Consider the following 22,997-nt stretch of genomic DNA (forward strand, 5'->3'; position numbering starts at 1 on the left):
CCGGGGGACGCTCCGTCACATGCACGGCCCCGAGGGTCGCCTGCGAGGATGGTTACGTGGTTTATGTCCTCGTCGCGATAGCGATCGTCGTCCTGGCGCTGCTCGTGGTCGCCGCCCTCGTCATCCCGCGGTCCCGGCGCGGCGTCGAGGCGCCCCCGCCCCCGGAGACCCTCCCGGCCGGTGACGACGCGCCGCCGGGCGGTGGGGTCGACACCGCGGCGCCCCCACGCGGCTCGCCGGCGGGTACGGCGGCCACCGCGGCACCCCTGGTGGACGTCCCCGTCGAGTCGACCATCGACACCGCAGACACCGCTCCGGCCCTGGAGACCCCCGAACCCACCGCAGGCCGGCTGACCCGGCTGCGGGCGCGCCTGGCCCGGTCGCAGACCACCCTGGGCCGCGGGCTGCTGTCGGTCCTGTCCCGCGACAAGCTCGACGACGAGGCCTGGGACGAGGTAGAGGAGGCCCTGCTCGCCGCCGACGTCGGCGTCGGTGCCACCACCGAGATCGTCGAGAGCCTGCGCACCCGCACCCGCGTCCTCGGCACCCGATCGCAGGGCGAGCTGCGCGCGCTGCTCTCCGACGAGCTCGTCAAGGCCCTGCGGCCCGACCTCGACCGCACCCTGCACTCCACCCCCGAGGGCGACCGTCCGGCCGTCGTCATGGTCGTAGGCGTCAACGGCACCGGCAAGACCACGACCTGCGGGAAGCTCGCCCGCGTGCTCGTCGCCGACGGCCGCACGGTGCTGCTCGGCGCCGCCGACACCTTCCGCGCCGCCGCCGCCGATCAGCTCGCCACGTGGGGCTCGCGCGTCGGGGCCGACACCGTCCGCGGGCCCGAGGGCGGCGACCCGGCCAGCGTCGCGTTCGACACCGTCAAGCAGGGCACCGAGCGCAAGGTCGACACGGTCCTCATCGACACAGCAGGTCGCCTGCACACCAAGGTCGGCCTGATGGACGAGCTCGGCAAGGTCAAGCGGGTCGTCGAGAAGCAGGGTCCGGTCGACGAGACGCTGCTCGTGCTCGACGCCACGACCGGGCAGAACGGGCTGGTGCAGGCGCGGGTGTTCACCGAGGTCGTCGACATCACCGGCATCGTGCTGACCAAGCTCGACGGCACGGCCAAGGGCGGCATCGTCATCAGCGTGCAGCGCGAGCTGGGGGTGCCGGTCAAGCTGATCGGCCTCGGCGAGGGCGCCGACGACCTCGCGCCGTTCGAGCCCGAGAGCTTCGTCGACGCGTTGCTCGGCGACCCCGTCCCGTGATCACCCGTACCAACCGGGCCCAGGCGGCCGGAAGGGGCAGTCAGCAGTCGTGAGGGCGCTCTACAAGCCGGCCGGCGCGCCCGGCCTCGAACTGGTCGACCGGCCGGAGCCGACGACCGGCGCGGCCGACGTCAAGGTCCGGGTGCTGCGCACCGGCATCTGCGGCACCGACCTGCACATCGAGTCGTGGGACGACTGGGCGGCGGGCGCCGTCGACGCGCCGCTGGTCCCCGGCCACGAGTTCTGCGGCGAGGTCGTCGAGGTCGGCGACGCCGTACGCGACGTCCGGGTCGGGCACCTCGTGTCCGGCGAGGGGCACATCGTCTGCGGTACGTGCCGCAACTGCCGGGCCGGACGCCGGCACCTGTGCATCCGCACGTCGTCCATCGGCGTGAACCGCGACGGCGCGTTCGCCGAGTACGTCGTGCTGCCGGAGTCGAACGTGTGGGTGCACACGGTCTCGCCGAGCGGGGCGCCGATCGATCCCGATCTCGGCGCGATCTTCGACCCGTTCGGGAACGCGGTGCACACCGCGCTGTCGTTCCCGCTGGTCGGCGAGGACGTGCTGATCACCGGGGCCGGACCCATCGGGCTGATGGCCGCGCAGGTGGCGCGGCACGTCGGCGCCCGCTTCGTAGTGGTCACCGACGTCTCGCCCTACCGGCTCGAGCTCGCGCGGTCGATGGGCGTCGACCTGGCCGTCGATGTCTCGCGGGAGCACATCGCGGACGCCCAGCAGCGCCTCGGCATGGTCGAGGGGTTCGACGTCGCGCTGGAGATGAGCGGTCATGCCTCGGCGCTGCCCGAGGTGCTGGCCAACCTGAACCACGGCGGCCGTGTCGCCATGCTGGGGCTGCCCAGCACGCCGATCGAGATCGACTGGGGGCGCGTCGTCACCCACATGATCACGATCAAGGGCATCTACGGCCGGGAGATGTTCGAGACCTGGTACGCGATGAGCGCCATGCTGCGTTCCGGACTCGACATCTCGGGCGTGATCACCCATCGCTTCGCTGCGGCCGACTGGGCCGAGGGTTTCGCGACCGCCCGCGCCGGGCGGTGCGGCAAGGTCGTACTGGATTGGACGGTGTGACGTGTACGGAACGGTGCAGGCCGAGCTGACGGCCACGTTGGACGAGATCCGGGCGGCCGGGCTCTACAAGCACGAGCGTCCGCTGGACTCACCGCAGGGGCTGCGGGTGGTCTCGGGCGGCAAGGACGTCCTGAACTTCTGCGCCAACAACTACCTCGGCCTGGCCGACCACCCGGAGGTCGTCGCCGCGGCGCGGGCCGCGCTCGACGAGTGGGGTTTCGGGATGGCCAGCGTGCGCTTCATCTGCGGCACGCAGACCCAGCACACCGAGCTCGAGGGCGAGCTGTCGACGCTGCTCGGGACCGACGCCACCATCTTGTTCTCGTCGTGCTTCGACGCCAACGGCGGTGTCTTCGAGGTGCTGCTCGACGAGCGCGACGTCGTCATCAGCGACGAACTGAACCACGCCTCGATCATCGACGGCATCCGGTTGTGCAAGGCGCAACGCTCGCGCTACCACAACCGCGACATGGCCGACCTCGAGGCCAAGCTGGCCGACGCGCAGGGCGCCCGCCGCCGGCTCGTCGTCACCGACGGGGTGTTCTCGATGGACGGCTACCTCGCGCCGCTGCCCGAGATCTGCGACCTGGCCGAACGCTACGACGCGTTGGTGATGGTCGACGACTCGCACGCGGTCGGCTTCGTCGGCCCGCACGGCGGGGGCACGCCCGACCTGTTCGGCGTGCAGGACCGCGTCGACGTCAACACCGGCACGCTCGGCAAGGCGCTCGGTGGCGCGTCGGGCGGCTACGTGAGCGCCCGCGCCGAGATCGTCGAGCTGCTGCGCCAGCGTGCGCGGCCCTACCTGTTCAGCAACGCGGTGGCCCCGTCGGTGGTCGCGGGGTCGCGGGCCGCGCTGGCCCGGGTGGCGCACGGCGCCGACGACCGTGCCCGGCTGCGCGACAACGCCGAGCGCTTCCGGCGCCTGATGACCGAGGCCGGCTTCGACCTGCTCCCCGGCGAGCACGCGATCGTGCCGGTCATGTTCGGCGACGCGGCGCTCGCGGCGCGCATCGCCGACGCGATGCTGGCGCACGGCGTGTATGTGATCGCGTTCAGCTACCCGGTGGTCCCGCAGGGCAAGGCCCGCATCCGTGTCCAACTCTCGGCCGCGCACGCGGCGCAGGACGTCGACACTTGTGTGGCCGCGTTCGTCGCCGCGCGCGACGTCACCACCTGACCAGCTGACGAGCGGGAGAACTGTCAGCGGGCGAAGCGGCGCCGGGATTCGAGGGCCCGCCGCAGGTCGTCGCCCGCGTCGACGACGGACCGGCGCAGCCCGGCGTGCAGGTCGTCGCGGGCGAGCAGGCGCTGCGTCGCGGCCCAGGTGTCGTCCTCGACCGCGGTCCACGGGTAGAGCAGCGCGGTGAGGCGCTCGACGACGAAGCCCGACCGCAACCCCGCCGCGGTCACGACGTCGTCGAAGTACCGCTCGACGTAGGGCGCGGTGAGCTCGTGCTGGCTCGGTACCCAGAACCCCTCGGCGAGCGCGTAGAGCTCGTAGTTCGACGCCTGGCCGTCGGCGACGAGCCGCTCCCACGCCTCGGCCTTGGCCTGCGGTGTCGGCGTGGCGGCCCGGCAGTAGGCGGCCCGCAGCGCGCCGGTCGAGGTCGGGTCGGCCGCCTGCTCGTCGGCGAGCTGCGACGCCGACAGCTCGCCGAGCTGGGCGAGCCGGCCCAGCAGCAGCCACCGCAGCTCGTGGTCGACCTCGATGCCGTCGGCCACCGCCCCGGCGAGCCAGCCCTGCAGCGCGTCGGGGGAGGGCTCGGCCGCGGCGGCGAGCCGGAAGGCGGCGAGCTGACGGGCCGACCCGGGGTCGGCCGACGCGACGATCTCGCCGAAGGCCCGCCGTACCGGGTCGACGGAGGCGTCGCGGTCCGCCGGTGTCACGTAGGTGCTCGCGGTACGTGCCGCCCAGCGGCCGACCCGCGCCAGCACGGCGTCGGTGTCGGGCGCGACGGCGCCGGCCACCAGGTCGAGGGCGGCGCGGGGGTCGACGTCGGCGTCGGCGACGGCGAGCTGCAGCGCGTTCCAGAGGACGACGCGTGCCGACGGGTCCGCGAGCACCGGCAGGACGTCGCGCACCGTCGGCCAGTCGGCGACCGTGATCTTGGCCCAGGTGCGGTCGCCGGGGTCGAGCAGCGTCAGGCCCGGGCCACCCTCGTCCAGTGGCTTGGGGCCGGCCAGGGGGACGCGGTCGGCGTCGACAACGACGTCGTGCCGCTCGGCCTCGGCCCCGCGGCCGTCGAACCGGGCCACCGCGACGGCGTGCGGCCGGCGCGCGCCGTCGACGGAGGTCCGCACGACCGTGTCGCCCTCGACGGCGAGGGTGTCGAGCCCGGACGTGCGCAGCCAGTCGCGGGCCCACGCGTCGAGGTCCTGGGCGCCGGCCGCGTTCCACGCCGCGATCAGGTCGGCGAACTCGGCGTTGCCGTTCGCGTGGGCGGCGACGTAGCCGCGCAGCCCGGTCAGGAACAGGTCGTCACCCAGGCGGGTGGCCAGCTGGCGCAGCACGGACGCGCCCTTGGCGTAGGAGATGCCGTCGAACGCCCCGAGAGCCTCCTCGGTGTCGGCGGCGGCGTTGCCCGCCACGGGGTGCGTCGACGGGCGGCGGTCGGCGGCATACCCCCACGACTTGCGCTCGATGCCGAACGCGGGCCACGTCTGCTCGCCGCACACGCGGTGGCCGAGGTACTCGGCGAAGGACTCGTTGAGCCACAGGTCGTCCCACCACCGCATGGTCACGAGGTCGCCGAACCACATGTGCGCCATCTCGTGTGCGATGGTGACGTCGCGGTCGGCCAGCTCGGCGTCCGTCGCCCGGGACCGGAAGATCATCTGGTCGCGCAGCGTCACGCATCCCGGGTTCTCCATCGCGCCGGCGTTGAAGTCCGGCACGAAGGCCTGGTGGTACTCGCCCCACGGGTAGCGCACGCCGAACAGCCCGTTCAGCTCGTCCAGGCAGTGCTTGGTGTGCGCGAACAGGCGCTCGGCCTGACGGTCGAGGTGCTCGGCCAGCGACTGCCGGACGTGTAGCACCAGCACCGTTCCGTCGTGGCCGTCGCGTACCTCGTGGTACGGCCCGGCGACGAGCGTCGTGAAGTAGGTGGCCAGCGGCCCGGTGGCCGCCACCTGCCACCGGCCGGGCTCCAGCTCGGTGGCCGGCCCGTTGCCGGCGACGCGCCACTCGTCCGGGCACCGCACGTCCAGCTCGACGGGAGCCTTCAGGTCGGGCTGGTCGAAGCAGGCGAACCAGCGCGGCGCGGCGTCGAGGAAGGACATCGCGTAGAGATAGGTGCGACCGTCGGCCGGGTCGACGTGCCGGTGCAGCCCCTCGCCGTCGCCCGAGTACGCCATCACGGCGTCGACCACCAGCTCGTTCTCGCCCGCGTCCGGCACGAACGTCACGCGGCCCGTGGCCCCGTCGAAGCAGGCGTCGGTGTCGAGGTCACGCCCGTTGAGGCGCACGGCGCGCAGGCTGCTCGGCCGCACGTCGGCGAACGTGTCGACGGGCCCTGCACCCCGGTCGCCGGGGTGGGCGACAAACCGGATATTGGTAACAGAGGTGAAATAGTCGCCGCCCTCACGCAGGTCGAGCGCCACTGCATAGCCGCTGACCCGGAGCTGCGCCGCCCGCGCCTGCGCTGTCGTCCTGGTGAGGCCGGTCACGACACCCTCCGATCGCCCGCCGCCCTCGCGCCGCGCCCCGCCCGGTGTCGGTTACACGCGTGAAACACGGCTGAGGGGTTCACGAAACCTGGTGCCGAAACTCTAGCGGCCAAGCGCGCACCCCCTGGTGGTGCGCACCGATCGAGTTTGGGGGAGCCCTTTCGTGTCTTTGACCCTGGCGGTAGCCGCGGCGCCGAAGCTGGATTCCGGCAACACCGCGTGGATCATCGGTTCGGCGGCGCTGGTCATGCTCATGACGCCCGGCCTCGCGTTCTTCTACGGCGGCCTCGTCCGCTCGAAGAGCGTGCTGAACATGCTGATGATGAACTTTGTGTGCCTCGCGGTGGTGACCCCGCTGTGGATCTTCTACGGGTACTCGGCGGTGTTCGGCCAGACCCGCTGGGGCGACACCACCGGCAAGACCTTCGGCGGGTTCATCGGTTGGACGTCGAACCTCGCGGGGCTGGGCAACCCGACCGCGGTCATCAGCTCGAACAACGCCGTCGGCGTGCCGGTGCTGGTGTTCGCGATGTTCCAACTGATGTTCGCGGTGATCACCCCGGCGCTGGCCTCCGGCGCGATCGCCGACCGCACCAAGTTCTGGGGTTGGGTCACCTTCGTCGTCCTCTGGGTGACGATCGTGTACTTCCCCGTCGCCAACTGGGTCTTCGGCTCGGGTTGGATCCTGAACAAGCTGCGCGCAGAGGACTTCGCCGGTGGCACCGCGGTGCACATCAACGCCGGCGCCGCGGCGCTCGCCCTGTGTCTGGTGTCGGGCAAGCGGGTCGGGTGGCGTCGTGACCCGATGAAGCCGCACAACGTCCCGTTCGTGCTGCTCGGCGCGTCCCTGCTGTGGTTCGGGTGGTACGGGTTCAACGCCGGCTCCGAGGGCGCGGCGGACGGCACCGCCGGCCTCGCGTTCACCACCACGACCGCCGCGACCGCGACCGCGGTGCTCGGCTGGCTGATCGTCGAGCAGCTGCGCGACGGCAAGCCCACCACGGTCGGCGCCGCCTCCGGCGCGGTGGCCGGCCTGGTCGCCATCACCCCGGCCTGCGGGTACGTGAGCCCGATCGGCGGGCTCGCCATCGGCCTGATCGCCGGCATGCTCTGCGCCGTCGCCGTCGGGCTGAAGTACCGGCTCGGCTTCGACGACTCGCTCGACGTCGTGGGCGTGCACCTCGTCGGCGGCCTCACCGGCACCATCCTGATCGGGTTCTTCGGCTTCGACCACGGCGGCCTGGCCGGCTTCGTCGAGGCCAAGCGCGGCCTGTTCTACGGTGGCGGTGGCAAGCTGCTGCTGGTCCAGGTCATCGCGGCGCTGTCCGTGTTCGCCTATTCCTTCATCGTGTCCTACGTTCTGGGCACGATCATCAAGAAGCTGGGCGGCTTCCGCATCTCCGAGGAGGACGAGATCACCGGCATCGACGAGACCGAACACGCCGAGTCCGCCTACAGCACGTCGTCCAGCATCGGCGGCGGCGTGCTCACCGGCATGGCGGCCGGACCCGTCCCGACCGGCAAGGGAGTCTGACGTCATGAAGCAGATCACCGCGGTCGTCAAGCCGTTCAAGCTCGACGACGTCAAAGCCGCCCTCGAGGTGCTCGGGGTGCAGGGGCTGACAGTCAGCGAGGTCCAGGGCTTCGGCCGCCAGCGCGGCCACACCGAGGTCTACCGCGGCGCCGAGTACACCGTCGACTTCGTGCCCAAGGTGCGCATCGAGCTCATCTGCTCCGACTCCGACGTCGACAAGCTGGTCGCCGCCATCGTCGAGGCCGCCCGCACCGGCAAGATCGGTGACGGCAAGGTCTGGGTGTCCGACGTCGCCACGCTGATCCGGGTCCGGACGGGTGAACGCGACGCCGACGCACTCTGAGCGACAGTCACTGAGCGAGGTCCGGGCCGGCGTACTGCGCCGGCCCGGACTCGTCGGTGCGCCGTTGCGTACCGAACTGGCCGCGGCCTACGACGCCTGGTTGCAGGACCTGCTGCTCGGCAACGGCCACGATTTGGACGGTGTCGCGCTCGTCGCCGTCGGCGGGCTCGGGCGGCGCGAGCCGGCGCCGTACTCCGACCTCGACCTCGTGCTGCTGTACGAGGGCAAGAATCCAGCGCTGACCGAGATCGCCGACTCCGTCTGGTACCCGATCTGGGACAGCGGCATCAGCCTCGACCACTCCGTCCGCACCCCCGACCAGGCCCTGTCCGTGGCGAAGGACGACCTCAAGGCCATGCTGGGGCTGCTCGACATCCGGCACGTGGCCGGCGACGCCGGGCTCACGGGTGCGGTGCGCAGCGGTGTGCTCGACATCTGGCGCTCCAGCGCCGCCAAACGCCTCGACGAGATGCGCGAGACGTCACGGGCCCGATGGGCGGTGGCCGGCGAGGCCGCGTTCCTGCTCGAACCCAACCTCAAGGACTCACGCGGCGGCCTGCGGGACGCCCAGGCGCTGCACGCGCTGGCCGCCGCCCAGCTCGTCGACTACCCGGTGTGGGTCCGTGAGGCCTACCCGCTGCTGCTCGACGTCCGCGGCGAGCTGCAACGCCAGACCGGCCGCGCCGACGACGTGCTGCGCCAGCAGGAGCACGACGGCGTGGCCGCTGCGCTCGGCCTGCACGCCGAGAACGGCGACCCCGACGAGCCGCGGGACGTCCTGCTGCGCCGCGTGAACGAGGCGGCGCGCAGCATCGCCCACGAGCTCGACGTCGCGTGGCGGCGGGTGGCCGGCCAGCAGGCCCGGACCTCGCGTCGCTGGCCGTTCGGCTCGCGCCAGGGCGCCGAGCGGATCGGTCTGGCTCGCGACGTGGTCTCGCACAACGGCGAGATCGTGCTGGCCCGCGACGCCGACCCGTGGGCCGACCCCGGGCTCGTCACCCGGGTGGCGCGGGTCGCCGCGGAGCACGACCTGCCCATCGCCCCGTTCGCGCTGGAGCGCCTGGCCAGCGAGTCCGGCCCGGTGCCGACGCCGTGGCCCGAGGCGGTGCGCACCGACTTCCTGGCCGTCCTCGGCGCGGGCCAGCCGGGTACCGCCGTGCTCGAGTCCCTGGACCAGGCCGGGCTGCTGGCCGCGCTCGTGCCCGAGTGGGACTCGGTGCGCTGCCGCGCCCAGCACAACCCCGTCCACCGGTTCACCGTCGACCGGCACCTGCTCGAGACGGCGTCGGCGGCCGCCGCCGACGACGGGGACGTCGAGCGCCGGGACCTGTTGCTCGTCGGCGCCCTGCTGCACGACATCGGCAAGGGCGACCCGGGTGGTGACCACTCGGTGAAGGGTGCGGCCATCGCGCGCGCGATAGTCGAACGGATGGGCTTCGCCGCCGACGACGTGCAGGTCGTCGAGGACCTCGTGCACCACCACCTGCTGCTACCCAACACGGCCACGCGCCGCGACCTCGACGACCCGATGACGGTCAGCATCGTCCGCGACCTCGTCGGCGGGTCGCTCGAACTGCTCGCCCTGCTGCACGTGCTCACCGTCGCCGACGCCCGCGCCACCGGCCCCGCCGCGTGGAGCGACTGGAAGGGTCAGCTCGTCGCCGACCTCGTACGGCGGGTACAGGCCTCGATCGGCGGCCGGAAGGTCGCCACCGTCCCGCCGCTGGACGACGAACGGCGCGCGCTCGCCGAGACCGGCGACCTCGCCGTGGTGCTCCGCCCCAACGAGGTCGTGGTCGCGACCACCGACGACGCCGGCGCGCTCTACCGGACCGCAGGGGTGCTCGCCCTGCACGCGCTGGACATCCGCGAGGCCTCGATCCGCACCCACGCCGGTATGGCGGTCAACCGGTTCGTCGTGTCGCCCCGGTTCGGCAAGATGCCCGAGCCCGTCCTCGTCCGCAACGACCTGGCCCGCGCACTGCGCGGCGAGCTGGGGCTGGACGAGAAACTGCGCGAGAAGGCCCGCACGTACTCCCGCCGCCCCGAGGGTGTGCCGTTGCGGATGACCGTGCACTGGTTCGACGACTCGGCCGACGCCACCGTCGTCGAGTTCCGCGGCGAGGACGAGATCGGGCTGCTGTCCCGGATCACCCGGGCCCTGGAACGGGCCGGGCTGGACGTCCGCTCCGCCCGCGTCTCGTCGGTGGCCGGGGTCGTCGTGGACGCCTTCTACGTCACCGACGGCGACGGCGCCCTGGTCGACCCGGGTCACCGGGCGCAGCTCGAGGACCAGCTGCGCCAGGCCTGGAGCGGCTGACGCCCAGCATTTCCGGGGTCGCGGGCCGGGGCGAACTTCGTCACACGGAATCGGCTACGAACCGGGTGAAACCTGCCGGTAACCTGAAGCGCGCTGTGCGGGCCGACGCTGTCCCACCCCAGTCCCAGACCCGGACAGGAACCGAATGACTGTTGAGCCGACGGGCCGTCTGCCGTTCTCGGCCGTGCCGCCCGCGCAGGGTCTGTACGACCCGGCCTTCGAGCACGACGCGTGCGGCGTCGCCTTCGTCGCCGACCTGCACGGCCGGCCCAGCCACCGCATCGTGTCGCAGGCCCTCGCGGCCCTGCACAACCTCGACCACCGGGGTGCCGCCGGCGCCGAGCCGTCGTCGGGCGACGGGGCAGGCATGACCGTGCAGGTGCCCGACCGGTTCCTGCGCGCGGTCACCGGGTTCGAGCTGCCGGAGGCCGGCGCGTACGCCGTCGGCACCGCGTTCCTGCCCCGCGACGACGAGCAGGCCGACGCGGTCGTCGAGCTCGTCGAGGCCGTGGCGGCCGACGAGGGCCTCGTGGTGCTGGGCTGGCGCGACGTCCCGGTCGTCACCGACGAGCTCGGACCGACTGCGCTCGGCGTCATGCCGCGGTTCCGTCAGCTGTTCCTCGGCGGGGCCGACGGCGAGTCGGGGTTGGCGCTCGAGCGGCGGGCCTTCGCGCTGCGCAAGGTGAGCGAGCGGCGGGCGCGGGAGAACCGGCTGGAGCTGTACTTCCCGTCGCTGTCGACGCGCACCCTGGTCTACAAGGGCATGCTCACCACCGACCAGCTCGGCGAGGTGTTCCCCGATCTCGCCGACCCGCGCTTCGAGAGCGCCATCGGCCTGGTGCACTCGCGCTTCTCGACGAACACGTTCCCGTCGTGGCCGCTCGCGCACCCGTTCCGCTACATCGCCCACAACGGCGAGATCAACACCATCCGCGGCAACCGAAACTGGATGCGCACCCGCGAGGCGTTGCTGGAATCCGACCTCATCCCGGGTGAGCTCAAGCGGCTGTTCCCGATCTGCACGCCCGACGCCAGCGACTCGGCGACCTTCGACGAGGTCGTGGAGCTGCTGCACCTCGGTGGTCGCAGCCTGCCGCACGCGGTGCTGATGATGATCCCGGAGGCGTGGGAGAACAACCCGGCCATGGACGCCGACCGTCGCGCGTTCTACGAGTTCCACTCCTATCTCATGGAGGCGTGGGACGGCCCGGCGTGCGTCAACTTCACCGACGGCACCGTGATCGGTGCCGTCCTGGACCGCAACGGCCTGCGCCCCGGTCGCTGGTGGCAGACCTCGGACGGGCTGGTCGTGCTCGGCAGCGAGTCCGGCGTGCTCGACATCGACCCGGCCACCGTCGTCGCCAAGGGCCGTCTGCAGCCGGGCCGGATGTTCCTCGTCGACACCGGGCGCGGCGTCATCCGCTCCGACGAGGAGTTCAAGGCCGAGCTGGCCGCGGAGCACCCCTACGACGAGTGGCTGCACGCCGGCATCGTCGCGCTGGCCGACCTGCCGGCCCGCGAGCACGTCGTGTTCACCCACGAATCGGTGGCCCGCCGTCAGCAGATCTTCGGCTACACCGAGGAGGAGCTGCGCGTCCTCATCGCCCCGATGGCCGCGGGCGGCGTCGAGCCGATCGGCTCGATGGGCAGCGACACCCCGGTGGCCGTGCTGTCGAAGCGTCCCCGCATGCTCTTCGACTACTTCACCGAGCTGTTCGCACAGGTCACCAACCCGCCGCTGGACGCGATCCGCGAGGAGCTGGTCACCTCGCTGTCGGCGGGCATCGGCCCCGAACGCAACCTGCTCGACCCGGGGCCGGCGTCGTGTCGTCAGATCGTGCTGCCTCGCCCGGTGCTGGACAACGAGGAACTGGCCAAGATCTGGCACATCGACGCCGACGGCGACATGCCGGGCTTCCAGTGCCAGCTCATCGACGGACGGTACCGCGTGCACGGCGGGGGAGAAGCGCTGGCCGCCGCGCTCGAGCGGGTGCGGCGCGAGTCGTCCGCGGCGGTCGAGGCCGGCGCGCGCATCCTCATCCTCAGCGACCGTGACTGCGACCCCGACCACGCGCCGATCCCGTCTCTGCTGTTGACCTCGGCCGTGCACCAGCACCTCGTCCGCACCGGCCAGCGCACCCAGGTCGGGCTCGTCGTCGAGACCGGTGAGGCCCGCGAGGTCCACCACGTCGCGCTGCTCATCGGCTACGGCGCGGCGGCCGTCAACCCCTACCTGGCCTTCGAGACCATCGACGACCTGATCGCCACGGGCGCGGTCGCGGGCGGCGACGCCGCGGCGTCGATCCGCAACTACGTCAAGGCGCTGTCCAAGGGCGTGCTCAAGGTGATGTCGAAGATGGGCATCTCGACGATCGCGTCCTACACCGGCGCGCAGGTGTTCGAGGCGTTCGGCCTCGACCAGGCGCTCGTCGACGAGTACTTCGGCGGCACGCCGTCCCGTCTGGGCGGCGTCGGGCTGCGGACCCTGGCCGACGAGGTCGAGGCACGGCACACCCTGGCGTTCCCGCTCATCGCCACCTCCCGGGCGCACCGCCGTCTCGAGGTGGGCGGCGAGTACCAGTGGCGGCGCGAGGGCGAGCTGCACCTGTTCAACCCCGAGACGGTGTTCCTGCTGCAGCACGCCACCCGTGGTCGCCGGTACGAGGTGTTCCGCGAGTACACCGAGAAGATCGAGGCGATGAACCGCGACGGCGGCACGCTGCGCGGGCTGTTCGAACTGCGCACCGATCTGCGACCGGCGGTGCCGATCGACGAGGTCGAGCCGGTGTCCGAGATCGTCAAGCGTTTCGCCACCGGCGCGATGAGCTACGGGTCGATCTCGGCCGAGGCCCACGAGACGCTGGCCATCGCCATGAACCGGCTCGGCGGCCGCTCGAACTGCGGCGAGGGCGGTGAGGACGAGCGCCGGTTCACCGCCGACGACAACGGCGACCTGCGGCGCTCGGCGGTCAAGCAGGTGGCGTCGGGCCGGTTCGGGGTGACGAGCCACTACCTCGTCAACGCCGACGACATCCAGATCAAGGTCGCCCAGGGCGCGAAGCCGGGCGAGGGCGGCCAGCTGCCGGGCTACAAGGTCTACCCGTGGATCGCGCGGACGCGGCACTCGACGCCCGGCGTCGGGCTCATCTCGCCGCCGCCGCACCACGACATCTACTCGATCGAGGACCTCGCGCAGCTGATCCACGACCTCAAGAACGCCAACCCTCAGGCGCGGGTGCACGTCAAGCTGGTCAGCGAGGCCGGCGTCGGCACCGTGGCCGCCGGCGTGTCCAAGGCGCACGCCGACGTCGTGCTCATCTCCGGTCACGACGGCGGTACGGGTGCCGCCCCGATGACGTCGCTCAAGCACGCCGGCCTGCCGTGGGAGCTCGGCCTGGCCGACACCCAGCAGACGCTGCTGCTGAACGGCCTGCGCGACCGCATCTCGGTGCAGGTCGACGGGGCGATGAAGACCGGCCGCGACGTCGTCGTCGCTGCGCTGCTCGGCGCCGAGGAGTACGGGTTCGCGACCGCACCGCTCATCGTGTCCGGTTGCATCATGATGCGGGTCTGCCACCTCGACACCTGTCCGGTGGGAGTGGCGACGCAGAACCCGCTGCTGCGCGAGCGGTTCACCGGCACACCGGAGTTCGTCGAGACGTTCTTCACCTTCATCGCCGAGCAGGTGCGAGAGCTGCTGGCGTCGCTGGGCTTCCGCACCCTGCAGGAGGCGATCGGACAGGTGGGGTCGCTCGACACATCGCGCGCGATCGAGCACTGGAAGGCCGACGGGCTCGATCTGGGGCCGATCCTGGCCGAGCCGCAGAACCCCTACGGCCAATCGCTCACCGCGTCCCGCGAGCAGGACCACGCGTTGGAGGCCGCGCTTGACAACACGCTGATCCAGTTGTGCGAGGGCGCCCTGCTCGACGCGTCGCCGGTGACGCTGGAGCTGCCGGTACGCAACGTCAACCGCACGGTCGGCACCATGCTCGGCTCGCTGGTCACGAGGCGCTACGGCGCCGACGGCCTGCCGGCGGGCACGATCGACGTCACCTTCCGCGGGTCGGGCGGGCAGTCGTTAGGCGCGTTCGTGCCCCGGGGCATCACCCTGCGGCTGCTGGGCGACACCAACGACTACGCCGGCAAGGGTCTGTCGGGCGGGGTGCTGTCCGTGCGTCCCGACGAGCGGGCCACGTTCGTGGCCGAGGACAACGTGATCGCCGGCAACGTCATCGCCTACGGGGCCACCGCCGGCGAGATCTACCTGCGCGGGGTGGTCGGCGAGCGCTTCTGCGTGCGCAACTCCGGCGCCACCGTCGTGGCCGAGGGGGTGGGCGACCACGCGCTGGAGTACATGACCGGCGGCACCGCCGTCGTCCTGGGCCGCGTGGGGCGCAACCTCGGGGCCGGGATGTCCGGCGGCTACGCCTTCGTGCTCGACCTCGACGAGTCGCTCGTCAACGCCGAGCTGGTCGACGTCCGGGCGCTGGCCGACCTGGGCCCGGACGAGGCCGACGCGCTGCGCACGGTGGTCGAGGCGCACGTCGCGTACACCGACTCCGCGGTCGGGGCGGCGCTGCTGGCGGACTGGGGCGCGGCCCGTGGCCGGTTCTCCGTCATCGTGCCGCGGGACTTCCAGCGCGTGCTCGACGCCACGAGGCGTGCCGAGGAGGCCGGCGAGGACGTCGACACCGCGGTCATGGCCGCCGCCCGCAGCTGACCGACAAGCAGTGACGCAGGCGGCGGCTCGACCCTGTGACCTGGGTCGCCCTACGCTGGAGTGGTGACCGACCTCCGCTTCGCTCCGGCCGCCGACGGCCAAGCTCCCCGTTCGCTTGCTCGCAGAGCTCGCTCGTGAACCGCCACGCCAAGATCGTCTGCACCCTCGGTCCGGCCACGGACACGCCGGAGCGCGCCCGGGCGCTGGTCGAGGCCGGGATGGACGTCGCCCGCCTGAACTTCAGCCACGGTGACCACACCGACCACGGCCGCCGCTTCCACGAGGTGCGGGCCGCGGCCAAGGCCGCCGGCCGCAACCTGGCGGTCCTGGCCGACCTGCAGGGGCCCAAGATCCGCCTCGGCCGCTTCGCCGAGGGCCCGGTGCTCTGGGCCACCGGCGAGCGGGTGCGCATCACGGTCGAGGACGTCGTCGGCACCCACGACCGGGTCTCGACGACCTACACGAACCTGGCCGAGGACGTCCGCCCCGGTGACCGGCTGCTCGTCGACGACGGCAACGTCGCCCTGATCGCCGTCGAGGTCGAGGACGGCACCGACGTCGTCTGCGACGTCACCGAGGGCGGCGTGGTCAGCGACAACAAGGGGCTGTCGCTGCCCGGGGTGGACGTCAGCGTCCCGGCCATGTCCGAGAAGGACGCGGCCGACCTCGAGTTCGCGCTGTCGCTGGGCGTCGACTTCGTGGCGCTGTCGTTCGTGCGCAACCCCGAGGACGTCAAGCTCGTCCACCGGGTCATGGATGCCGTCGGCGTCCGCGTGCCGGTCATCGCCAAGATCGAGAAGCCCGAGGCCGTCGAGCGGCTCGAGGAGATCGCGCTGGCCTTCGACGGCATGATGGTCGCCCGCGGCGACCTCGGTGTCGAGATGCCCCTCGAAGAGGTGCCGATGGTGCAGAAGCGCTGCGTCCAGATCGGCCGCGACAACGCCAAGCCCGTCATCGTCGCCACCCAGATGCTGGAGTCGATGATCACGCACTCGCGCCCGACGCGGGCCGAGGCGTCGGACGTCGCGAACGCGGTCATCGACGGCGCCGACGCGGTGATGCTGTCCGGCGAGACCAGCGTCGGCAAGTACCCGGTGCAGGCCGTGGCCACGATGAGCCGCATCATCCGTTCCGTCGAGGAGTCGGGCACCGACGTCCGCGGCCTCCGGCACACCCCTCGCACGTCGGGCGGCGCGCTCGTCAAGGCGGCCAAGGACATCGGCGACGCGCTCGGTGCCGTGGCCCTCGTCGCGTTCACCCAGACCGGCGACACCGCGCGCCGGCTGTCCCGGCTGCAGCCCCGCCAACGCCTGCTGGTCTTCACCCCGATCGAGACGGTGCAGCGCCAGATGGCGCTGGTCTGGGGAGCCGAGGCTCACCTGGTCTGGAGCGTCAACACCACCGACGACATGGTGCGCCAGGTCGACTCCGCGCTGCTGAACCGCGGCGTCTGCCACCCGCACGACCTGGTCATCGTCGTCGCCGGCACCCCGCCCAACACCCCCGGGGCCACCAACACGATCCGGGTGCACCACATCGGCGACGTCCTGCGGCATGGCTGAGGCACCGGACCCGCCGGACGCCCCTGCACTCGCCGGCCAGGCCGCCGTCGACGGCCTGGTCGACCTGCTCGACCTGGAACGCATCGAGGTCGACATCTACCGCGGCGGCAGCCCGCAGGTGCGCTCGCAGCGGGTGTTCGGCGGCCAGGTCGCTGGGCAGGCGCTCGTCGCGGCCGGCCGCAGCGTCGAGCCCGACCGTCTCGTGCACTCGCTGCACTCCTACTTCATCCGGGCCGGCGACCCGACGATGCCGATCGTGTACGAGGTCGACCGCGTCCGCGACGGACGGTCGTTCTCGGTACGTCGGGTGACCGCGGTCCAGAGGGGCAAAGCGATCTTCACGCTCTCGGCGTCCTTCCAGCTGGCGCAGGACGGGCTGGACCACCAGAGCGACATGCCGGCCGCACCCGAGCCGACGACGCTGCCGACCTTCACCGAGCGGTACCGCGCCGACCCCCGCGCGGAGCACTACTGGCGCGACCGCCCGCGCCCCATCGACGTGCGTTACGTCGACGCCGCGCCCTGGGAGCGCGACGGGGTGGGACCGAACGACGGGGTGTCGCGGGTGTGGATGCGAGCCGACGGAAAGCTGCCCGACGACCCGCTGCTCCACGTCTGCGTACTCACCTTCGCCTCGGACATGACGTTGCTCGACGCCGCGCTGGCCCGGCAGGGACTGGCCAACCAGGGCACGGTCATGATGGCCTCGCTGGACCACGCGATGTGGTTCGAGCGCACCTTCCGGGCCGACGAGTGGCTGCTGTACACGATGAAGTCACCGTCGGCGTCGGGCGGCCGGGCGCTGGCCACCGGACGCTTCCACCGCCAGGACGGGACGCTCGTGTGCAGCGTCGTGCAGGAGGGCCTGATCCGCGTCCGCGGCTGACCCGTCGTCGGCGTTGCCGCTTCCCGCCCGGTGTGGTCGCGCGTTCAGGCCTGTCAGCGACCACGACGGGCGGGAAGGCGGATTGGTGCTGGTGCCCCCGGTGGGATTCGAACCCACACGCCTTTCGGCAGTGCCTTTTGAGGGCACCATGTCTCCCGTTCCATCACAGGGGCGTCACGCGTTGGAAATCTTAGCCGGTCTAGGCTGATGACTCGTTCAAAGACGAACCGAGAGGGACGACCGTGGCCTCCGCACCATCAGCCACTCCACCCGCGTCGGCGCCGATGCGAGTCCTCATCGCCGAGGACGAGGCGCTCATCCGGCTCGATCTGCGCGAGATGCTCGAAGAAGAGGGTTTCGACGTCGTGGGCGAGGCGGCCGACGGCGAGCAGGCGGTCGCACTGGCCCAGGACCTCGGTCCCGACCTCGTCATCTGTGATGTGAAGATGCCGAAGATGGACGGCATCGCCGCGGCTGCCCAGATCACCGACGCCCGGATCGCCCCGGTCGTCATGCTGACCGCCTTCAGCCAGCGCGATCTCGTCGAGCGGGCGCGGGACGCCGGCGCGATGGCCTACCTGGTGAAGCCCTTCCAGAAGCGTGACCTGCTGCCCGCCATCGAGATGGCGACGACCCGCTTCGCGGAGATGCGGGCCCTGGAGTCCGAGGTCACCGGCCTGCGGGAACGGCTCGAGGCCCGCAAGCTCATCGAGCGGGCGAAGGGGGCCCTGATGACCGAGCACGCGCTGAGCGAGCCCGAGGCGTTCCGCTGGATCCAGCGCGCCGCCATGGACAACCGCACCTCGATGCGGGCCGTCGCCGAGCTCGTCCTGAGCGGTGACGCAGAAACCGCTGTGGCTACCGACCGGTAGAACGGACATATCGACCCGCTACTCGATGGAGATTTGGTTACGACCCCGGCCGAGCTCGTGGCGCCGGTACCAACGGGGCATCCGATCGGCTAACGTCCGCCCAACCGATCGCCGTCAAGACACGACGGTCGATGGCCCCTTACATGCCCTCACAGGAGGCACAGCAGTGCGATCTCGCGTAATGACCTCGGCAGTGGCGTTGGCAGCAGCAGGTGCCCTCGCCCTCACCGGCTGCGGCAGCAGCGGCGGCGGCAGCAAGAAGAGCGGCGGCCTCGGCGGCGGTGGCGGTTCGAGCAGCTCGGCCGCCGGCGGTGGCGGAGCCACCAGCGGCAAGACCTACAAGATCGGTTTCCAGGGCGCGCTGTCCGGCGACAACAAGCAGCTGGGCATCAACGAGGTGAACGCGTTCAACCTCGCGATCCAGCAGGCCAACTCCTCCGGCAAGTACAACTTCAAGATCGCCGGCGAGCCGTCCGACGACGGCGGAACCAACAACCAGGCCCCGGCCGCGGCCGCGAAGCTCATCCAGGACGCGAGCGTCCTCGGCGTGGTCGGCCCCGCCTTCTCCGGGCCCACCACGGCCACGGGCGCCAAGTACGCGCAGGCCAGCATGGCGCTGATCAGCCCGTCGGCCACCAACGAGACCCTGACCAAGTCCGGGTACACGACGTTCCACCGCATCGTCCCGACGGACGGCGTCGAGGGTCTGGCCACCGCCGACTACCTCGCCAAGAAGTTCAAGACCGTCTTCGTGGTCGACGACAAGTCGACGTACGGCGCCGGCGTCGGCGACGTCGTCCGTGCCGAGCTGAAGAAGAAGGGCGTCAAGGTCAGCAGCCAGGGCATCGCCCCGACCTCCGACTACAGCGCGATCGCCCAGACCGTCAAGTCCTCCGGTGACCAGGCCATGTACTACGCCGGGTACGACGCGCAGGCCGGCCTGCTGGCCAAGGCGCTGAAGGCGGTCAGCTACACGGGCTTCGAGATCTCCGGCAACGGTGGCAAGTCCTCGATCTTCACCAGCACCGCAGGCTCGGCCGGCAACGGCTACTACTTCGCCTGTGGCTGCCTCGACGCAGTCACGGCGCCGGCAGCGGCGGCCTTCACCAAGGCCTACCAGGCGAAGTACAACACCCCGCCGTCGACGTACTCGCCCGAGGCCTACGACGCGACCAACGCGCTGATCACCGCGATCGCGACGGCCGCCAAGAGCGGCACGCCGACCCGGCAGTCGGTCGAGTCGGCCGTGAACGGCCTGAACTACCAGGGCATCACGACGACGGTGAAGTTCCAGAAGAGCGGCGAGGTCGCACAGGCCACCGTCAACCTGTACGAGCAGAAGAACGGCAAGATCGACCTGCTGGGAGACATCACCCAGCAGAAGTAGTCGGAGACGACGCTCGACCGCTCAGGGGCGTCCCAGATCTCGGTCTGGGACGCCCCGCACGCGTCACCGGCACCTTCCCGCCGTGACGACGACGGACGCACCACCCAGATTGGACGGCATCCCACCAGCGATGACGACGTTCTTCGACTACCTCGTCCTGGGCCTCACCCGCGGCTCGATGTACGCGCTGATCGCCCTCGGCTACACCCTGGTCTACGGCGTGCTGCAACTGATCAACTTCGCGCACAGCGAGGTGTTCATGTCCGGGGCGTTCGGCAGCTACCTCGTGATCCACGCCGTCGTCGGCAACGGCAAGGCCACTGCGGCCTGGGCGGTTCCGCTGCTGATCCTGCTCGGCGTCGTGTCCGGCGCAGTCGCCGCCGCGGCCGTCGCGTGGGTGCTCGAACGGGTCGCCTACCGACCGCTGCGTAAACGCGGAGCGCCCAAGCTGGCGTTCCTCATCAGCGCGATCGGCGCCTCGTTCTTCCTGTCGACGCTGGCCGGCAAGGTGTTCAACAGCCAGACGACCAACCAGTTCCCGCCCTTCTTCGACCAGAACAACGTGCTGTTCACCATCGACGGCGCGCAGGTCAAGGTGCTGCAGGCGGTCATCGTCGGGTCGGCGCTGGTCATGATGGTCGGCCTGGACACGCTGGTGAACCGCACCAAGTTGGGTCGCGGTATCCGGGCCGTGTCCGAGGACGCCCCGACCGCGGCGCTCATGGGCATCGACATCGACAAGACGATCTCCCGCACGTTCGTCATCGGCGGCCTGCTCGGCGGGGCGGCCGGCTTCCTGTTCGGCCTCAACTTCAACTTCGGCTACAACATGGGCTTCCTGCCCGGCGTGAAGGCCTTCGCCGCCGCGGTGCTCGGCGGGATCGGCAACATCCGCGGTGCCATGCTCGGCGGGCTCGTCCTCGGCATCGTCGAGAACATGGTGCCGATCGTCCCGGGTATCGGGATCGAGTGGACGGACGTCGTCGCCTTCGTCGTCCTGGTCCTGGTCCTGATGTTCCGGCCGACGGGTCTGCTCGGTGAGCGGATCGGACGCGCGGCATGAGGACGTCGGTACTGAACGCACCGTGGGTCAAGCGGCTGGTCGCGTGCCTGGCCGGCGGCGTCGTGCTGGCCATGATGGTCGGCAGCCAGGAGGGCTCGCAGAACGACTACGGCTACGGGTTCCGCGAGTCGGTGCTCAAGCCGCGCATCGTCGTGTTCCTGGTCATCGGGGTGTTGATCTTCCTGGCCCTGACCTTCCGGACCCGCCTCGTCCCCTACGTCACCCGGCCGGGCTTCTGGCCGCTGGTGTCCGGGGCGTTGGCCGTGGTGGCCGGCCAGGCTCTGATGCACTGGAACGACCAGATCGGCAACAGCAAGTTCCCGGCCGTCGCCGACATCGTCTCGGAGACGGCCAGCGGCGTGCTGTCACCGGTGACGACCGCGTTCTTCGCCTGGCTGGCCTGGACGATGTTCGTGGTGCTCGTCGTCGGCGGTGGCGCCGCCATCATCCTGCGCTTGCGCTGGCTGGCCTTCGCGGTCGTCGCGGGCTGCGTCGCGGCCGCCGTCATCGTCTACCTCTCGCACCGCGACGTCGCGAACGCCGCCGCCTCGCGCGGCCCGGACCACTCGCTGGGCTACGCGGCGGTCATCCTCGGCTACGCGGTCATCGTCAGCGCCATGCTGGCCACCGCACTGTCCAAGGACGACATCGCGGCGGGCCGCGCCACCCTCGAACGCATCGCCTCGATCCGGCCGGGGCTGCCCCTGGTCGTGCTCGGCGCGATCCTCGGACTGCTCGGCCTGCTCATCGGCACCTGGTTCTCGCCCGGTGACAAGAACCTGCGCATCTCCGACGCCTACGACTTCTTCGACGGTTTCGCCTCCTCCTTCTCGCTGATGTACCTGCAGTGGCTCGGGTGGACGCTGCTGATCGTCGCTGCCGTGCTGGGCGCTGCGGCGGCGTACCTGCGGCAGCGGGCGCTGGGCCTGCTCACCGGCGTCATCGGCGTGGTCGGTGCCGTGATGACCGTGGTCGTGCTCTACGACATCAGCAAGACCGGCGCCGACAACAACCACTTCGACGGAGCCACCGGCCCCTGGCAGAACCTCGGCGCAGGCGGCTGGATGGTCGCGGCCGCCCTGTTCATCGTGGGCGCCGGGGGAGTGCAGGCCGCGCTGCGACCCCGGCTGCGTGAGACCGCCCTGGCCATGTCCAGCGACGTCGCCGAACGGATCGCCACCGCCTCCGGCGGCGACACCGACGTCCCACGGTCGGCGCACGCGCTGGCGCGCCCCAAGCCGTCCGGCAAGGACTTCGCCCGCACGGTGGCCGTCATCGCCATCGCCGCCGCGTTGTTCTACCCGCCGACCGCGTCGCCGTTCTGGCAGCAGGTGCTGGTGTCCGAGATCGGCATCTCGATGCTGCTCGCCGTGGGCCTGAACGTGGTGGTCGGCTGGGCCGGTCTGCTCGACCTCGGCTTCATCGCCTTCTACGCCATCGGGTCGTACACGACGGCCTACCTCGTCGGATCCCTGCCGGCCAAGCCGCCGAGCTGGCTGCAGCTCAGCCCGCTGTGGGCGATCCCGTTCGCGATCGTCATCTGTCTGCTCGCCGGGCTCGCGCTCGGCGCACCGACCCTACGACTACGTGGCGACTACCTGGCCATCGTGACGCTGGGCTTCGGCGAGATCATCCGCATCGTCGCCGTGAACGCCGACAGCTTCACCAAGGGCAGCCAGGGGCCGTCGGGCGTGCCCAATCCGGTCATCCACATCGGGCCGCTGCACATCCGGTGGGGTCTCGCGCAGCTGCAGTACTGGTACCTGCTGCTCGTCATCTTCGTCGTGATCGTGCTGGCCTTCCGCCGGCTCGAGAACTCGCGCCTGGGTCGCTCGTGGGCCGCCGTGCGCGAGGACGAGGTCGCGGCCCAGGCCATGGGCATCAACACCACCCAGACCAAGCTGCTGGCCTTCGCGATCGGGGCATCGACCTCGGGTATCGCCGGTGTCTTCTTCGCGACGCAGATCGGCTCGTTCACGCCGGACAACTTCGTCCTGAACAACTCGATCCTCATCGTGGCCTACGTCGTGTTCGGCGGCATGGGCTCGCTGTCGGGGGCCATGGCCGGCGCGGCCATGCTCACCTGGCTGCCGCGTTTCCTGCAGGACCAGGTGCCGCAGCAGGACAAGCTGATGTGGATCGGTGCCGTCGTCATCGCCATGATGATCTTCCGCCCCGCGGGCCTGATCCCGGCACGTCGCCGGAAGATCGAGATGCACGGTCTCGACGACTCGCCACGGTCAGAGACGCGCGCCGTCCCGGCCAGTGAAGGACTGTGAC

At 71.2% G+C, this 22,997-nt stretch carries 14 protein-coding genes and 1 tRNA gene; 13 read left to right on the plus strand and 2 right to left on the minus strand.

Annotated features, from left to right (window positions below):
- Positions 1-56 precede the first annotated feature (56 nt).
- From ftsY to ACFFCA_RS08040, 3 genes are read left to right on the plus strand one after another with little or no spacing between them, the layout of a single operon-like run.
- A complete protein-coding gene (ftsY, locus tag ACFFCA_RS08030; RefSeq protein WP_375483567.1) occupies positions 57-1,265 on the plus strand; it encodes a signal recognition particle-docking protein FtsY in 1,209 nt (402 codons plus the stop codon).
- A 49-nt stretch (positions 1,266-1,314) separates the two neighbouring features.
- Positions 1,315-2,358, plus strand: a complete 1,044-nt coding sequence (gene tdh, locus ACFFCA_RS08035; RefSeq protein ID WP_375483568.1) for an L-threonine 3-dehydrogenase — start codon at positions 1,315-1,317, stop codon at positions 2,356-2,358.
- Between the two features lies 1 nt (position 2,359).
- Positions 2,360-3,538, plus strand: a complete 1,179-nt coding sequence (locus ACFFCA_RS08040; protein ID WP_375483570.1) for a glycine C-acetyltransferase — start codon at positions 2,360-2,362, stop codon at positions 3,536-3,538.
- Between the two features lie 23 nt (positions 3,539-3,561).
- On the opposite strand, the gene pepN is transcribed toward ACFFCA_RS08040, so the two are convergent.
- The gene (gene pepN / locus ACFFCA_RS08045; RefSeq protein WP_375483572.1) at positions 3,562-6,027 is read right to left on the minus strand and encodes an aminopeptidase N; all 2,466 of its coding nucleotides are present in this window, start codon (positions 6,025-6,027) and stop codon (positions 3,562-3,564) included.
- Between the two features lie 163 nt (positions 6,028-6,190).
- Here pepN and ACFFCA_RS08050 point away from each other — a divergent pair, with 163 nt between their 5' ends.
- From ACFFCA_RS08050 to ACFFCA_RS08075, 6 genes are all read left to right on the plus strand, one after another.
- A complete protein-coding gene (locus ACFFCA_RS08050; RefSeq protein WP_375483574.1) occupies positions 6,191-7,561 on the plus strand; it encodes an ammonium transporter in 1,371 nt (456 codons plus the stop codon).
- 4 nt (positions 7,562-7,565) lie between these two features.
- Complete coding sequence (locus ACFFCA_RS08055) at positions 7,566-7,904, plus strand: P-II family nitrogen regulator (protein ID WP_375483576.1); 339 nt, start codon at positions 7,566-7,568, stop codon at positions 7,902-7,904.
- Positions 7,879-10,224, plus strand: a complete 2,346-nt coding sequence (locus ACFFCA_RS08060) for a [protein-PII] uridylyltransferase (RefSeq protein ID WP_375483578.1) — start codon at positions 7,879-7,881, stop codon at positions 10,222-10,224. Before ACFFCA_RS08055 ends, ACFFCA_RS08060 begins: the two co-directional genes overlap by 26 nt.
- Before the next feature lie 145 nt (positions 10,225-10,369).
- Positions 10,370-14,947 (plus strand): glutamate synthase large subunit, encoded by a 4,578-nt coding sequence (gene gltB / locus ACFFCA_RS08065; RefSeq protein ID WP_375483580.1) that lies wholly within the window; start codon positions 10,370-10,372, stop codon positions 14,945-14,947.
- A gap of 134 nt (positions 14,948-15,081) precedes the next feature.
- Positions 15,082-16,509, plus strand: coding sequence for a pyruvate kinase (pyk, locus tag ACFFCA_RS08070; protein ID WP_375483582.1), 1,428 nt, complete (start codon positions 15,082-15,084; stop codon positions 16,507-16,509).
- Positions 16,502-17,395: an acyl-CoA thioesterase gene (locus tag ACFFCA_RS08075; RefSeq protein ID WP_375483584.1), complete on the plus strand. Its 894-nt coding sequence runs from the start codon at positions 16,502-16,504 to the stop codon at positions 17,393-17,395. The genes pyk and ACFFCA_RS08075 overlap by 8 nt, the downstream gene beginning before the upstream one ends.
- Positions 17,396-17,484: 89 nt before the next feature.
- On the opposite strand, the gene ACFFCA_RS08080 is transcribed toward ACFFCA_RS08075, so the two are convergent.
- Positions 17,485-17,568, minus strand: a tRNA-Leu gene (locus tag ACFFCA_RS08080).
- Positions 17,569-17,679: 111 nt separating this feature from the next.
- On the opposite strand from ACFFCA_RS08080, the gene ACFFCA_RS08085 reads away from it, so the two are divergent.
- The 4 genes from ACFFCA_RS08085 to ACFFCA_RS08100 all read left to right on the plus strand — a co-directional run bounded on the left by ACFFCA_RS08085 (position 17,680) and on the right by ACFFCA_RS08100 (position 22,996).
- Positions 17,680-18,267, plus strand: coding sequence for an ANTAR domain-containing response regulator (locus ACFFCA_RS08085; RefSeq protein WP_375483586.1), 588 nt, complete (start codon positions 17,680-17,682; stop codon positions 18,265-18,267).
- Positions 18,268-18,448: 181 nt separating this feature from the next.
- Positions 18,449-19,654 carry a branched-chain amino acid ABC transporter substrate-binding protein gene (locus ACFFCA_RS08090; protein WP_375483588.1) on the plus strand — a complete coding sequence of 402 codons (1,206 nt, stop codon included), beginning with the start codon at positions 18,449-18,451 and terminating at the stop codon, positions 19,652-19,654.
- Positions 19,655-19,784: 130 nt separating this feature from the next.
- Entirely contained in the window at positions 19,785-20,717 is a 933-nt protein-coding gene (locus tag ACFFCA_RS08095) for a branched-chain amino acid ABC transporter permease (protein WP_375483590.1), read from the plus strand.
- A complete protein-coding gene (locus ACFFCA_RS08100; protein WP_375483592.1) occupies positions 20,714-22,996 on the plus strand; it encodes a branched-chain amino acid ABC transporter permease in 2,283 nt (760 codons plus the stop codon). Before ACFFCA_RS08095 ends, ACFFCA_RS08100 begins: the two co-directional genes overlap by 4 nt.
- The last annotated feature ends 1 nt before the right edge of the window (position 22,997 follow it).

Source organism: uncultured Jatrophihabitans sp., assembly GCF_964252635.1.
GTDB lineage: Bacteria > Actinomycetota > Actinomycetes > Mycobacteriales > Jatrophihabitantaceae > Jatrophihabitans.